The organism is Mesorhizobium sp. WSM3873 (assembly GCF_001672445.1).
Classification (GTDB): Bacteria; Pseudomonadota; Alphaproteobacteria; order Rhizobiales; family Rhizobiaceae; genus Mesorhizobium.
Genome location: NZ_LYTM01000019.1, coordinates 1 through 13,624 on the forward strand (window position 1 = coordinate 1; position 13,624 = coordinate 13,624).

The following is a 13,624-nucleotide window of genomic DNA, read 5'->3' on the forward strand; positions in this document are numbered from 1 at the left end:
GGCGATTGTCTTCGCCGCTGCGGCCAGGATCACCTGCCTTTCCCGGCAACAGTCCTTCGATACGCTGCCATTGCGCGCTGCTCAGTTCATATCGACGTGCCATCCACCGCTCTCCAGATCGAATCTGGAAGCCTATGAATCATGCATCAACGCGATTTTGAATCCTGAATGTCGATTGGTCCTAGAGCAAGGAAGCGTCAGGCAAATTTGCGTCGCGCATCAAGCGCGAGCCCAAGCCCGACCGAGCCGAACATATCGCCTTCGATGACCGAGGCCTGCGGCACCAGCGAAAGGATCCGCCGCTTTGCCAGCGGGATCGCCGTCGAACCGCCGGTGAGGAACACGGCGGTGATGGCCGAAGCGGGAACGCCTGCGTCGGCGATCGTTTGCCTGACCGTCGCGGCCACCCGTTCGATGTCGCCGCCGATCGTCTCTTCCAGGCCGGCGCGCGTGATCCCGGCCGCGAAGCGTACGCCGGGCAGCGACACCTTCACCTCGGCCCAGGAATATTCTGTCAGCGTGATCTTGACCCGTTCGACCAGGCCGGCCATCGCATGCCCGTAACGATGCTCGACAATGTGGATGAAGCGGTCGACGAGATCGGCGCGCTCGGCTTCGAAGCGGATCTGCTTCAAATCCGACATCGCCTTCGCGGTGTAAATGAGATTGATGCGCTGCCAGGTGGCGAGGTCGATGAAATAACTTGCCGGCAGATTGCGCTTGCCGTCCTTGGTCGGGGTCAGATAGCCGAGCTCGGGCATGATATGGGCGATGCTGAGCAGCCGGTCGAAATCCGTGCCGCCGATATGGATGCCGCGATTGGCCAATATGTCGCCCTTGCGGTCGTCCGAGCGGGCGCGCTCCGGCGAGACGCGCACGATCGAGAAATCGGAGGTGCCGCCGCCCATGTCGACGATCAGCGCCAGCTCTTCGCGGGCGACATTCTGTTCGTAGTCGAGTGCGGCCGCGATCGGCTCGAACTGGAAGGCGATGTGCTTGAAGCCCTGCGCGCGCGCTGCCTTTTCAAGCTCGCTTTGCGCCTTGGCGTCGGCGTCGGCATCGTCATCGACGAACTGCACGGGGCGGCCGAGCACGACGCGTTCGACCGGGCCGCCGGCATCCTCTTCCAGCCGCTTCTTCAAATGGCTGATGAATAAGCCGATGATGTCGGTGAAGCCGATCAGGCGCGCCTTGATGCGCGTCTTCTCGTTGGCGAGCGAGCTGCCGAGAACGCTTTTCAGCGAGCGCATCAGCCGGCCCTCGACGCTGTCGGTGTAGTCGGCGATCGCGCGGCGGCCGAAATAGGTGTGGCCGTCCTCGAAGTTGAAGAAGACGGCGCTCGGCAAGGTGGGCTGTTCGCCCTCCAGTGCTACCAGTTGCGCCCGGCCGTGGCGGATCACGCCCACTGTGGAATTGGACGTGCCGAAATCGATGCCGCCGAATGCTGGATGCATAGCAGCCTCCTGTCATTGGTTTCGTCGCAGCGCATCGCCGGCGTCGAAAAACGCGCCGTCACCCGGTCGCCGGACCGCTCTGCCGAATTGAATGTGTGCTTGTCCCCGAGTTGGGAGGCGGCGACTTATCCCAAATCCGGGAAAAGGGGAACCCTCATTCCGCGAAAAACGTCAATCCTTGCGGAAAACGATGCGTCCGAGCCAGCCGGTGAGCATGGCAAGCGACACGGCGAACACGCCGTAGAGGAAGGAATAGTCGTGCGCGACGCGGAAGATCGACTGTTCGAAACCGGACTTGCGGATTTCGAGCTGGGCCGAGCTCTCCTTCACGAACATGCCGCCCTTGAACAGGAAGGCGCGTGCCTTATGGGTGCCGACCGGGATGTTGGGCGCGAGCCGGACGGTGGCGCGGAACAGGTTCTGCGACAGGAACTGGACACCCCCGACATTCTCGCTGTAAAGGCCGGTCGCCGTCTTGCGCTCGCGAAGTGCCGAGGTGAATTCCTCGATCGTGATCGGGCTGTCGCTGGGCTCGGCCGGTTGCATGTAGAGGTTCGAAGCGCCGAGCGACAGCTGCTTGTAGCTGTTCGGCTCGGTGATGTCCTGCAGCGGGCGGGTCGTCGCCACCGAGTAGGATACCGGCACGTTCTCGAAAGTCTCCGATTCCAGATTGATCCAGACGCCGAGCACCCTGTCCTTGCGGCGCACGACGACGGGGCGGGCGGGACCCTCCAGCACGACGATGACATCGTAGCGTCCCTGGCGCGCGATCAGCGGATCGGGATTTTCCAGCGAGCCGAAAATGGTGAGGTCAGCGCCGGAAAACCCGGCAGTGATCGAAATGGCGTCGGTCGACAGGCCGATCTGGATGCTTTCCGTCGCCGGCGTCTGTGCCGCCGCTGGCAGTGCTGCGGCAGCGAGCGACAGGATGGCGGCTGCGAACGCTCTCAACGGCCCCATCAGGTCAGGCCCGCGAGCGAATAGCGATTGGGAGGCGTCACGAAAAGGTCGATGGCCAGGCGGATGGCGACGGCCAGAACCAACAGCGCCAGAAGCGCCCGCAACTGCTCGCCGCGCAGCCGCTGGCCCGCCTTGGCGCCATATTGCGCGCCGGCAACGCCGCCCGCCATCAGCAGGAAGGCCAGGATCACGTCGACCGTCTGGTTGGTCGTGGCATGCACCAGCGTGGTGTAGGCCGAGGTGAAGATGATCTGGAACAGCGAGGTGCCGATAACGACGTTGGTCGGCACCTTGAGCAGGTAGATCAGCGCCGGCACCATGATGAAGCCGCCGCCGACGCCCATGATCGACGACAGAAAGCCGATTGCCGCGCCGAGGCCGAGCACCGGGATGATGCTGACGAACAGCTTCGAGGCGCGGAAGCGCATCTTGAACGGCAGCCGGTGAATCCAGTTGTGCTGGCCGGATTTCTTCAGCACCGGCGCCGCGCCGCTGCGCGAGGCGCGCAGCGCGTTGACGCTCTCGACCAGCATCAGCCCGCCGACGGTGCCGAGCAGCGCCACATAGAGCAGTGAAATGAAGAGGTCCAACTGGCCGAGCCGGCGCAGCAGCGCAAAGACATAGATGCCGGCGGTCGAGCCGACGATGCCGCCGGCGAGAAGCACTCCGCCGAGCTTGAAGTCGAGCGTGCCGCGCTTGAAGTGCGACAGCGCGCCGGAGAAGGAGGAGGCTATGACCTGGTTGGCCCCCGTGGCCACCGCGATCGCCGGCGGGATGTTGTAGAAGATCAGGAGCGGCGTGATCAGGAAGCCGCCGCCGACCCCGAACATGCCCGACAGGAAGCCCACCGCCGCGCCCATCGCGAGCAGCACGAACACGTTGACGGAAATTTCCGCGATCGGGAGATAGATGCCCACCCGTCTGTCTCGATCAGTTTGCCTGTCGGCGAATGCCGCCGTCCCCGGCAGTTTCGCACCAAAAAGCCAATTTTTTCTTGCGCGGCGCGGCGCCGGGGTCAAACCCCGGCGCCGCGCCGAAACGAAAACCGTCTCAATCAGTTAACAGGCAAATCTGTGGCAAGCCGTCGCGGAAGCGACGCGCCTGCCGTTATTTGTGCGCAAGCAGCGCCTTGACGAGCGGCGCATCGATCTCGCCGGTGGGCTTCATCTTGTTGTCGGTCTGAAAGGCCATGATCGCGTTCTTGGTCTTGTCGCCCATCACGCCGTCGGCGCCGCCGGCATCATAGCCATTCTTATTGAGGATCAGCTGGATGTTCTTCACCGCCTTCTTCATGTCGATGCCGGCGGTCGTCTGCGGCGTGCTGTCCTGCCAGGATTCGGGAATGTCGGCCGAGTTGCTGGCCGCGTTGAGCGGCTTTGCCTTCCACAGGTCCGTGGCGGCGCGCGCCCGCTCGAGCTGCTCGGGCCTCAGCGCATTGGCGATCTCGTCGCGTTTGGCCGCAGCGTCCTTGTCGCCGGTCTTGGCGACGAGAGCGAACCATTTGTAGGATTCCTCCAGGTTCTGCTTCATGCCGACGCCCTTGGCCGAAAGGATGCCGAGATTGAACTGGCTGTCCTTGACGCCGAGGTCGGCCGCCTCCTGGAACCAGTGCGCCGCCGACTCATTGTCGGTCACGCCGTCCGCCGCCATGGCGAACAGAACCGCCAGATTGTGCATGGCGCTGGCGTTGCCCTGTTCCGCCGCGAGTTGGTAATAGGTCTTGGCCTTCTTGATGTCGCGCGCGACGCCGATGCCCTTCTCGTAAAAATTGCCGATGCGGTATTCGGCCGGTGCGAAGCCCAGTTCGGCGGATTTCTCATACCATTTGGCGGCCGCCGCCATGTCTTCCTTGACGCCGCGCGATTCCGCGTAGCGCGAGCCGATCTCGAACAGCGCCTTGGCGTCGCCGCCTGCGGCCGCGTCGTGCAGCGCCACCGGGCCGATATCGGCCGGGACATCGACCTTGGCGGCCGAACTTGCCGTCTGGCCGCCGTCCGGCGGGACGGTGCCCGTGGTGTCGGCGGACGTGCTTGCCGGCGTGCCGGCCGAGGAAGCGCCGGCTGCGGCGGCACCGGGCATTGCTGTGCTCGCCGGCGGCGGGCCGATGGTGGGCTGCGCGTCGCCGTCCGTGTCCATGGCAGGCCCGTTCGCAGCCGGAGAGACTGGCTCCGACGGTGTCGCCGAAGCCATCGGCGCGGGCCGGGCTGGCGCGGACGGAGTCGCCGGAGCAGGCGCCGGTTCGGCTGGCGCCGCGGCCGCGGGTATTTCGAGTGCGGATGGCTGAAAGGCGGCCTGTGGCGTTGGATCGTCCTTCGACGGCTCGGCCTGCCTGACGGCACGCGCCGGCGCGCTCTCGGGCTTCGCAGTGCCCGTGTCGGGCTTGGGCGTGCTGACATCGAGCGAGGCGGTTTCGACCGATTGGGTGGAGACCATCGGCGCGACGTCGTTGCTGGCGACCGGCGCGGGGTCGGAGAAGAACGCCTTGCCGAGCTGCAGGCCGGCCAGTGCCATCATGATCGCGGCCGCCGCCATCAGGATCGGCTTGCGCCGCGCCTTGAGCAGATCGCCGATTCTGAGCGCCTTCACCGGGCCGGTCATCGTCGACTGCCGCTTCAGCGCGTCGGCTTCCGCGGCGGCGGCCTGCGCCGCGCGGCGGGCGGCCGCGATGAAATCGGATTTGGCGGCATCTGTCTCGCTGCGCTTGGCCGGCTGACCGCCGCGCTCGTCGCGCACGCGCTTCATGATGGCGTTGAGGTCCGGCGCGCCGGATCCAGGTTCGAGCGGCCGGTTGGCGGCTCTGGGATCGAGCGGTTCGTCGATGTCGACGGTCGGAACGTCGCCGGCCGGTGCCGAGCCGGCAAGCGGCGGCGTGTCCTCGTTCTTCTTGCCCCTGAAGGCGCGCGCCAGTCCGCTGAACATCGACTTCTTGCGGCCGGTCGTCTCGGCCCTCTCGCCGATTTCGTCCGATCCGAGCGCAGCCATTGCGGCGGCGGCCGCGGCCTCGGCGGGCGTGCGAGCGGCAGCTTCGCCGCGCATTACAGGTTCGCCACGCGTAACAGATTCGCCACGCGTAACAGGTTCGCCACGCGTAACAGGTTCGCCCGGTGCAGCCGGCTCGTTTCGCGAAACCGGATCGTGGCGCAGGATGGAGGCGGCGCGCGCATCGAGATCGGCGATGTCTCCGGTCAGTGGCAGCGGCTGGTCGATATCCATCGACGGCGCGTCCTGGACGGCGATCTTGCCGGTGCGGGCGGCCCGCTTGCCGCCCGGCTGCGGGTCGATCAGTTCGCTGACCGCTTCACTGGGACCTTCGGCCTCCAGCGAGCCGAGCCGGTCGACGATCTTGAGCAGCGTGTCGTGGATCGCCTCGAACGTGCGCGAATTGCGCTCGTCGGAACGGCGGGTGAGCGCTTCGAGCGTCTTCAGGTCCTGCGCGAGCCCGCTGACGGCGGCTGCGTTGGAAGCAGCCGTGCCGGAACTCGATTCGCCCAGCGACCGCACAGCGTTCTCCGCAGCCTCGCGCGCGACGGTGAGGATGGAATCGCGCGTGCCGGCCAGCGACTTCTCGATCTCGTCGAGGCGCGGGCTGATGTCCTCGAAGTCGGGCAGCGGTGCGCTCGGCTTCGAAAGATGCGCCGAAAGGGCGGTCACCTGCGACTCAAGGCTGCGGATCAGTGCCGGATCAATGCCGGCGACCTGCGCGGCGGAGGATTCCAGCCGGCTGGAAATGTCCTCGAGCCGGCTTTCCAGGCCACGGATCGCCATCTCGTTGGCGGGATCGGGCGCGCGCGTCTCGATGCGCTTGGCAAGCGCGGTGAAGCGGGCGTCGATCGCCTCCATGATACCGGTGGCGTCGTCCTGTCGCATGCGCTGGTCGAGCCTGTCGGCGACTTCGTCCAGCCGCCGCTCGAGGTCGCGGAACAGCAGGTTGCTCTGCTCGATGGCATCGCCCTGGCGGCGCTCGAGCAGCGTGGACAGCGCGTCGAAGCGCTGCTCCAGGCCCTGGAAGATGTGGTCGGCGTCGGGCATCGCCGGCGCGCGGTCTATCTTGTCGGTGATCAAAGCAATTTGCTTGCCGAGACGCTCCATCGCCTGCTCCGGCAGGTTGGCGCGCCCGGCGAGCTCGTCCACACGGCTGGACAGAAGGTTGAGGCGGTCGATGACCTCGGCGCCGGGACGTGACTGCGCGACCTCCTCGATCTGCTCCGCCAGCGAGGCGATCCGTTTCTCGATTCGCCCGAAGGTTTCCGGATCGAAGGCATTGGCCTGCGCGGCCACGGTCGAGGCGACGATGGCGCGCGAGATCTCGTCCAGCCGCTCGTCGATCATGGCAAGCGTCTCGCCGCCGCGCATCGTCTGCTGGCTGGCGAAACGGTCGACCGCGCCGGCGAGGGTGCGCACCTTTTCCTCCAGCGAGGCGAGCGACAGCGATTGCGGCAGGTTGTTGACCGCGCTGCTGATCTGTTCGAGGCGGTCGGTCAGCGCCGAAAGATTGGGACCCTCGGCGCGCTGGCGCTGGTCGGCGTCGACGCGATCCTCGAAGGCGCTCCAGCGGCGATCGAAATCGTCCCAGCGGCGGTCGACGGCCTGCACGCTTTGGTCGACGGCCCGCACGCTTTCCTCGCGCGCCAGCGTGTCGAGCGCCGCCTTGACCTGCTCCAACTCCAGCCGCAGCAGGTTGACGCTGCGATCGTCGCTTTTTTCGGCAAGCGTGTGGATGGCGCCGGAAAGCCGTTCGAACTCGAGGCTGAGCTCGGCGCTGTTCTTGTCGGCGGGGGCACCATGCTGGCTCGCCGCCTGCATGGCGCGATCGATATCCTGACGCAGCGCGTCGAATTCGCGCTGCAGGCCGGCGGTCATCTGATGGCGCAACTCCTCGCGCAGTCCGCGCAATTCGACCGCGATCTTGCCAACCATCGCGACGCCGTCTTCCTGTCCGCGCACCCGGTCGATGTCGCGGGCAATGGCCTGATAATTGGGGCCGAAGTCGGAAGCTGCGGCCGCCGGGTTCTGCGGCCCGCGGTTTTGCGGTCCCCGATTTTGGTCCCTCTGCGTCGTGTAGGGTTCCTCGTACCAGCGGGGCGAACCATAAGGTTGCGCGGCCGCATAGCGCGGCTCGGGGGCCGGCCGCCGCGGATCGGGGCGCTCGGGCGTGTCGCTGCGCGTCCGCTCCAGCCGCTGCTCCAGCGTTTCGAGCGAGCGGCTCAGATCCTCCAGCGAGGTCTGCGACCGGCGCTGCCTACCGGCGTTGAGTGTATCGAGATAGGACCGCTTGCTGTTCATCGATGCGCCCGTGTTCAGAATGACCGGCTGAGACCGGTTTCCCAGAGTCTGCCGGGAACGAAGGCGTCCGCGCGGTTTTGCTGCGGAGGAAGACGGGCTTCCCGGGTTTCTCACCCACGCTTCGAAAACCGTGAAAAATTCGCTACAGGATAAACACGGGTGACCGACATGCGCACATTTCGCCCAACGTGGTAAACAAGGCGTTAACCAACCTTAAGAAATGGCGCATAATCCTGACCCGCCGGCCCGATGGCTTCCGAGTGCGGCATAAAGCTGTGTTTCCGACAACGCCCTTGCGTCAGGTGCCGGCTGTCGGTATAGAATTGACGTAAACGTAAAAGGTGCGAAGCCGTGCCTCTTGCGATTGAAGTGTCGAAACCACGATTGGAAGCACGCCCCCGCTTCCACTCAGGCGACGTTTGGTCCGTGACCGCGACGCCATCAGGGGAAAGCCAGTGACCATGAAACTTGTTTCGCCCGGCGAAGCCGCGGCCAATAGCAATCACATATCGGTCGAGACCGACGAAGAATTCGTCCGCATCGGCGAGATGGCCAAGAAGTACGGCGTGACCTTGCGCACGCTGCGATTCTACGAGGACAAGGGCCTGCTCAATCCGAAGCGCGACGGCTCGACCCGTCTCTACACGCGCCGCGACAAGGCCCGGCTGAAGCTGATCCTGCTCGGCCGCAAGGTCGGGTTCTCGCTGCGGGACGTCAAGCAGATGATGGATCTTTACGATCCGACCGGATCCAACACCAAGCAGTTGCGGCTGGCGCTCGACAAGTCCGAGAAGCAGCTTGCCCGGTTGCAGAAGCAGCGCGCGCTGATCGATGAGGCTATCAGCGACTTGAGCAATTCGATGGCGATCGTTCGCCAGATGCTGGCCGAGCGGGCTGCGCCGCAGGCAAGCGCCGCCGGCTGATCTCACGCGAACGGCATAGCCCAGGATAGAGAAAGCCGCGTGGCTGCAGCCGCGCGGCTTTTTTGTTGCCCTGAGCCAGCGCTCATCAAAAATTTCGGGCTGCGACGAAGTTGACGTTTACGCAAACGTCAATATTTGCTATCGGGGGCATCGACATTGGCTCGGCCTCCCATCCCCATCCGGATCGGGAGCTTGCTGGCCGGCCGGACCGCAAGGGTGGAGGAAGGCATGACGATCTACAGGGCGCCCGTCCAGGACACGCTGTTCGTGCTCAACGACGTGCTCGGCTACCAGCGCTATTCTAATCTTCCGGGCTTCTCGGACGCCACGCCGGACGTCGTCGAGGCGATCCTTGCCGAAGGCGCCAAGCTCGCCGAAAACGTCATGCATCCGCTGAACCGGGTCGGCGACATGGAAGGATGCGTGCGCCATGACGACGGTACGGTGACCACGCCCAAGGGCTTCAAGGACGCTTTCAACCAGTATCGCGAGGGCGGCTGGATGGGCCTAGCGGCACCCGCCGAGTTCGGCGGCCAGGGTCTGCCCTATACGGTCCACACCGCGGTCTCCGAATACATGGTGTCCGCCAATATGGCGCTGATGATGTATCCCGGCCTCACGCAGGGCGCGATCGCGGCCATTGTCACCCATGGCACGGACGAGCAGAAGGCCACCTGGTTGCCCAGGCTGATCGAGGGCGCCTGGACCGGCACCATGAATCTGACCGAGCCGCACTGCGGCACCGATCTCGGCCTGCTGCGCACCAAGGCGGTGCCCAATGGCGACGGCACCTACAGGATTTCCGGCCAGAAGATATTCATCTCCGCCGGCGAGCACGACATGGCCGACAACATCGTCCATCTGGTGCTGGCCCGCGTCGAGGGGGCGCCGGAAGGCGTCAAAGGCATCTCGCTGTTCATCGTGCCGAAGTTCAGGCTCGACGGCTCGGGCAATGTCAGCGCGCGCAACGCGCTCTCCTGCGGCTCGATCGAGGAGAAGATGGGCATCCACGGCAACTCGACCTGCGTCATGAACTATGACGAGGCCGAAGGCACTTTGCTCGGCGAGTTGAACGGCGGCCTGAAAGCCATGTTCACGATGATGAACGAGGCCCGCCTGGGCGTTGGCCTGCAAGGGCTCTCGGTCTCGGAGATCGCCTATCAGAACGCGGTGGCTTACGCCAAGGACCGCCTCCAGGGGCGGTCGCTGTCGGGCATCAAGGCGGCGGACAAGAAGGCCGACCCGATCATCGTCCATCCCGATATCCGCCGCTCGCTGATGACCATGAAGGCGTTCAACGAGGGCGGCCGAGCGCTGGCGCTGTGGACGGCGATCAAGTCGGACGTCGCGCACCGCTCCGGTGACGACAGGGACCGCCAGTCGGCCGACGACTACACCGGTCTGCTGACGCCGGTGGTCAAGGGCGTGCTGACTGACAAGGGCTTCGATCACGCCGTGATGGCGCAGCAGGTGTTCGGCGGCCACGGCTACATCGAAGAACACGGCATGAGCCAGTTCGTCCGCGATGCCCGCATCGCCATGATCTATGAAGGCGCCAATGGCATTCAGGCGCTTGATCTGGTCGGCCGCAAGCTGGCGCAGAATGGCGGCCGCGCCGTGCAGGCCTTCTTCAAGGAGGTCGGCGAATTCTGCGAGGAAAACCGCGCCGACGACAAAATGGCGCCCTTCACCAAGGCGCTGAAGAAGGGCCTCAACGACCTTCAGGCGGCGACCATGTGGCTGGTGCAGAATGCCATGGCCAAGCCCGACAATGCGGGCGCCGCCTCGACCGACTACATGCATCTCTTCGGGCTTGTCGCGTTGGGCTACATGTGGGGCCAGATGGCCAAGGCCGCCCAAACGAAGCTCGCCGAAGGTGCCAATGGGGCCTCGTCGTTCTACGACAACAAGCTGGTGACGGCGCGCTTCTTCATGGAGCGGATCATGCCGGAGACCGCGATGCGCCTCGCCCGCATTTCCAGTGGCGCGGATACGCTAATGGCGCTGCCGGCGGAAGCGTTCTAGAAATGCTCGGCGTCCCCCTCCCCCTTGAGGGGAGGGTGGCCCGAAGGGCCGGGAGGGGTCGCCTGCGACGAACTCGACGCCAATTCTGGCGACGCACCCTGGGAGAAGGACTAACACAATGCCCCGCACGCGGGTCAGTTTCGAGATGCGACAGAAAGCGCGCTCGCTTCGTCTGCACACGACGAAGGCCGAGTCCCTGCTGTGGTACGAATTGCGCGAGCTGATGGCTGATGGCCTGAAGTTCAGGCGGCAATCGCTGATCGGCCCGTACATTGTCGATTTCGTCTGCCCGAAGGTCAAACTGATCGTCGAGGTCGACGGCGACCTGCACGAAACCGAAGCTGGCAGACGTCATGATGTGAACCGCGACGCCTATTTGCGGTCACTCGGGTACGTCGTTGTCAGGATTGATGAGCCTGATGTCATTAACAGTGCATGGCATGTGGCGCAGTTTGTTAAGGACAAGGCCGAGCACCTCATCGGCGACCCCTCCCGGCCGCTTCGCGGCCACCCTCCCCTCAAGGGGGAGGGGGACGCCGGCGCAGTGGAGGAAACAGCATGACAAATCCAGCCGAAGTTCTTGGCCTGCCGAAGCCCGCCTGGGCGGCGGACGAAGTCGGCATGCTCTACGATATGGCGAGCCGCTTCATGTCGGAGGAGATCGCGCCGCGCTACGAAGAGTTCGAGAAGAACGAGATTTTCGACCGCGAGAGCTGGCTGAAGGCGGGCGCCGCCGGCCTGCTCTGCGCCTCTATGCCGGAGAAATATGGCGGCTCCGGCGGCACCTTCGCGCATGAGAGTGCCATCATCGAGGCTATCGGCCACGTCGGGGTCGACGGCTTCGGCATCGGCCTGCACAACTCGATCGTCGCGCCATACATCCTGCATTACGGCTCCGAGGAGCAGAAAGAAAAATGGCTGCCGAAACTGGCGACCGGCGAGCTGATCGGCGCCATCGCCATGACCGAGCCCGGCGCCGGCTCCGACCTTCAGGGCATCAAGACCCGTGCCGAGAAGGACGGCAATCACTACAAGATCAACGGCTCCAAGACCTTCATCACCAACGGCCAGCTTGCCAACCTGATCATCGTCGTCACCAAGACCGATCCGGACAAGGGCGCCAAGGGTACCTCGCTGATCGTCGTCGAGACCGACGAGGTCGAGGGCTTCGAACGCGGTCGCAACCTCGACAAAATAGGGCTCAAGGCCAACGACACCTCCGAGCTGTTCTTCAACGACGTGCGCGTGCCGACCTCCAACCTGCTCGGCCATGAGGAAGGCAAGGGCTTCGTCCAACTGATGCAGCAATTGCCGCAGGAGCGGCTGCAGATCGGCACCGGCGCGATCGCCATGATCGAGCGGGCGCTGGCGCTGACCATCGACTACGTCAAGGAGCGCAAGGCCTTCGGCAAGGCGATCATCGATTTCCAGAACACCCAGTTCAAGCTGGCCGAGCTGAAGACCGAGGCCACGATCGGCCGCGTCTTCTACAACGACTGCGTCGCCCGCCACATCGACGGCGGCCTCGACCCGGTCACCGCCTCTATGGCCAAATACTGGCTGTCCGACCTGCAGGGCAAAGTCGTCGACGAATGCCTTCAACTGCATGGCGGCTATGGCTACATGAACGAATATCCGATCGCCCGCATGTTCCGCGACGCCCGCGTCCAGCGCATCTACGGCGGCACCAACGAGATCATGAAATTGCTGATCGGGCGCTCTCTGTGAGCGCAGCGACCGGCAAACCCAAGGAGCACGAAAATGGCCGAAGCTTACGTCTATGACGCCGTGCGCACGCCGCGCGGCAGAGGCAAGAAGGATGGCTCGCTGCACGAGGTGCCGGCGGTGCGGCTCGCGGCAAAGACGCTTGAGGCGCTGCGTGACCGCAACGCGCTCGACACCGGCACTGTCGACGACATCATCTTCGGCTGCGTCGATCCGGTCGGCGAAGCGGGCTCGGTCATTCCGCGCGCCGCCGCCTTCGAGGCCGGCTACGACACCAAGGCGCCCGGCATGCAGATATCGCGCTTCTGCGCTTCCGGACTCGATGCCATCAATTTCGGCGCCGCCAAGATCGCGCAAGGCGCGGACGAGATCGTCATCGCCGGGGGCGTAGAATCCATGTCGCGTGTCGGCATGGGCATGTCCGGCGGCGCCTGGTTCATGGACCCCTCCGTCGGGCTTCCCGGCTGGTTCGTGCCGCAGGGCATCTCGGCCGACCTGATCGCGACGAAATACGGGTTCAGCCGCGACGACGTCGACGCTTACGCCGTCGAGAGCCAGAAGCGCGCCGCCAAGGCGTGGGACGACGGCCGCTTCAAGAATTCGGTGGTCCCGATCAAGGACCAGAACGGCCTCTCCATCCTCGACCGTGACGAGCACATGCGGCCGTCGACCGACATGCAGTCGCTGGCCTCGCTCAATCCGTCCTTCGTCATGCCGGGCGAAATGGGCGGCTTCGATGCGGTGGCCGTGCAGAAGCATCCGGAGGTCGAGGAAGTGAACCACGTCCACCATGCCGGCAACTCGTCCGGCATCGTCGACGGCGCCGCTGCTGTACTGCTCGGCTCCAGGAAGGCCGGCAAGGCCATGGGCCTGAAGCCCCGCGCGCGCATCCGCTCGTTCGCCAATATCGGTTCCGAGCCGGTGCTGATGCTGACCGGCCCGGTCGACGTCACCGAAAAGCTCTTGAAGCGTGCCAAGATGAAGCTGTCGGACATCGACCTGTTCGAGCTCAACGAGGCCTTCGCTTCCGTTGTGCTGCGCTATATGCAGGCGTTCGACATCCCGCATGACCAGATCAACGTCAATGGCGGCGCGATCGCCATGGGCCATCCGCTCGGCGCCACCGGCGCGATGATCTTCGGCACGGTGCTGGACGAGCTGGAGCGCCGCGACCTGAACACCGCGCTGGTCACGCTCTGCATCGGCGCCGGCATGGGCACCGCCACCATCATCGAACGCGTCTGACGGGGAGAG

Annotated in this window: 9 protein-coding genes and 1 pseudogene; 5 read left to right on the top strand and 5 right to left on the bottom strand. The window is 64.9% G+C overall.

Going from position 1 to position 13,624, the window contains the following annotated elements:
* From A9K71_RS32570 to A9K71_RS14725, 5 genes and pseudogenes are all read right to left on the bottom strand, one after another.
* Positions 1-103: pseudogene (locus A9K71_RS32570) on the bottom strand (IS5/IS1182 family transposase); the annotation flags it as partial.
* A gap of 94 nt (positions 104-197) precedes the next feature.
* Positions 198-1,454: an Hsp70 family protein gene (locus A9K71_RS14710; RefSeq protein ID WP_066996702.1), complete on the bottom strand. Its 1,257-nt coding sequence runs from the start codon at positions 1,452-1,454 to the stop codon at positions 198-200.
* Positions 1,455-1,625: 171 nt separating this feature from the next.
* Positions 1,626-2,414, bottom strand: coding sequence for a TIGR02186 family protein (locus tag A9K71_RS14715; protein ID WP_066996704.1), 789 nt, complete (start codon positions 2,412-2,414; stop codon positions 1,626-1,628).
* The gene (locus A9K71_RS14720; RefSeq protein WP_066996707.1) at positions 2,414-3,331 is read right to left on the bottom strand and encodes a sulfite exporter TauE/SafE family protein; all 918 of its coding nucleotides are present in this window, start codon (positions 3,329-3,331) and stop codon (positions 2,414-2,416) included. The genes A9K71_RS14715 and A9K71_RS14720 overlap by 1 nt, the downstream gene beginning before the upstream one ends.
* Before the next feature lie 190 nt (positions 3,332-3,521).
* Positions 3,522-7,697 (bottom strand): peptidoglycan-binding protein, encoded by a 4,176-nt coding sequence (locus tag A9K71_RS14725; protein ID WP_066996709.1) that lies wholly within the window; start codon positions 7,695-7,697, stop codon positions 3,522-3,524.
* 461 nt (positions 7,698-8,158) lie between these two features.
* Here A9K71_RS14725 and A9K71_RS14730 point away from each other — a divergent pair, with 461 nt between their 5' ends.
* From A9K71_RS14730 to A9K71_RS14750, 5 genes are all read left to right on the top strand, one after another.
* Complete coding sequence (locus tag A9K71_RS14730) at positions 8,159-8,620, top strand: MerR family DNA-binding transcriptional regulator (RefSeq protein ID WP_082980529.1); 462 nt, start codon at positions 8,159-8,161, stop codon at positions 8,618-8,620.
* 228 nt (positions 8,621-8,848) lie between these two features.
* Positions 8,849-10,645, top strand: coding sequence for an acyl-CoA dehydrogenase (locus tag A9K71_RS14735; protein ID WP_066996854.1), 1,797 nt, complete (start codon positions 8,849-8,851; stop codon positions 10,643-10,645).
* Positions 10,646-10,763: 118 nt separating this feature from the next.
* Positions 10,764-11,207: an endonuclease domain-containing protein gene (locus A9K71_RS14740; RefSeq protein ID WP_066996713.1), complete on the top strand. Its 444-nt coding sequence runs from the start codon at positions 10,764-10,766 to the stop codon at positions 11,205-11,207.
* Positions 11,204-12,373 carry an acyl-CoA dehydrogenase family protein gene (locus A9K71_RS14745; RefSeq protein WP_082980524.1) on the top strand — a complete coding sequence of 390 codons (1,170 nt, stop codon included), beginning with the start codon at positions 11,204-11,206 and terminating at the stop codon, positions 12,371-12,373. Before A9K71_RS14740 ends, A9K71_RS14745 begins: the two co-directional genes overlap by 4 nt.
* A 33-nt stretch (positions 12,374-12,406) precedes the next feature.
* Positions 12,407-13,615 (top strand): acetyl-CoA C-acetyltransferase, encoded by a 1,209-nt coding sequence (locus A9K71_RS14750; RefSeq protein WP_066996716.1) that lies wholly within the window; start codon positions 12,407-12,409, stop codon positions 13,613-13,615.
* Positions 13,616-13,624: the final 9 nt, after the last annotated feature.

Excerpts from the sequence above, each read along its gene's own strand:
- A9K71_RS14710 (WP_066996702.1), bottom strand. The coding sequence starts at position 1,454 with ATGCATCCAGCATTCGGCGGCATCGATTTCGGCACGTCCAATTCCACA.
- A9K71_RS14715 (WP_066996704.1), bottom strand. The coding sequence starts at position 2,414 with ATGGGGCCGTTGAGAGCGTTCGCAGCCGCCATCCTGTCGCTCGCTGCC.
- A9K71_RS14725 (WP_066996709.1), bottom strand. The coding sequence starts at position 7,697 with ATGAACAGCAAGCGGTCCTATCTCGATACACTCAACGCCGGTAGGCAG.
- A9K71_RS14730 (WP_082980529.1), top strand. The coding sequence starts at position 8,159 with ATGAAACTTGTTTCGCCCGGCGAAGCCGCGGCCAATAGCAATCACATA.
- A9K71_RS14735 (WP_066996854.1), top strand. The coding sequence starts at position 8,849 with ATGACGATCTACAGGGCGCCCGTCCAGGACACGCTGTTCGTGCTCAAC.
- A9K71_RS14740 (WP_066996713.1), top strand. The coding sequence starts at position 10,764 with ATGCCCCGCACGCGGGTCAGTTTCGAGATGCGACAGAAAGCGCGCTCG.
- A9K71_RS14745 (WP_082980524.1), top strand. The coding sequence starts at position 11,204 with ATGACAAATCCAGCCGAAGTTCTTGGCCTGCCGAAGCCCGCCTGGGCG.
- A9K71_RS14750 (WP_066996716.1), top strand. The coding sequence starts at position 12,407 with ATGGCCGAAGCTTACGTCTATGACGCCGTGCGCACGCCGCGCGGCAGA.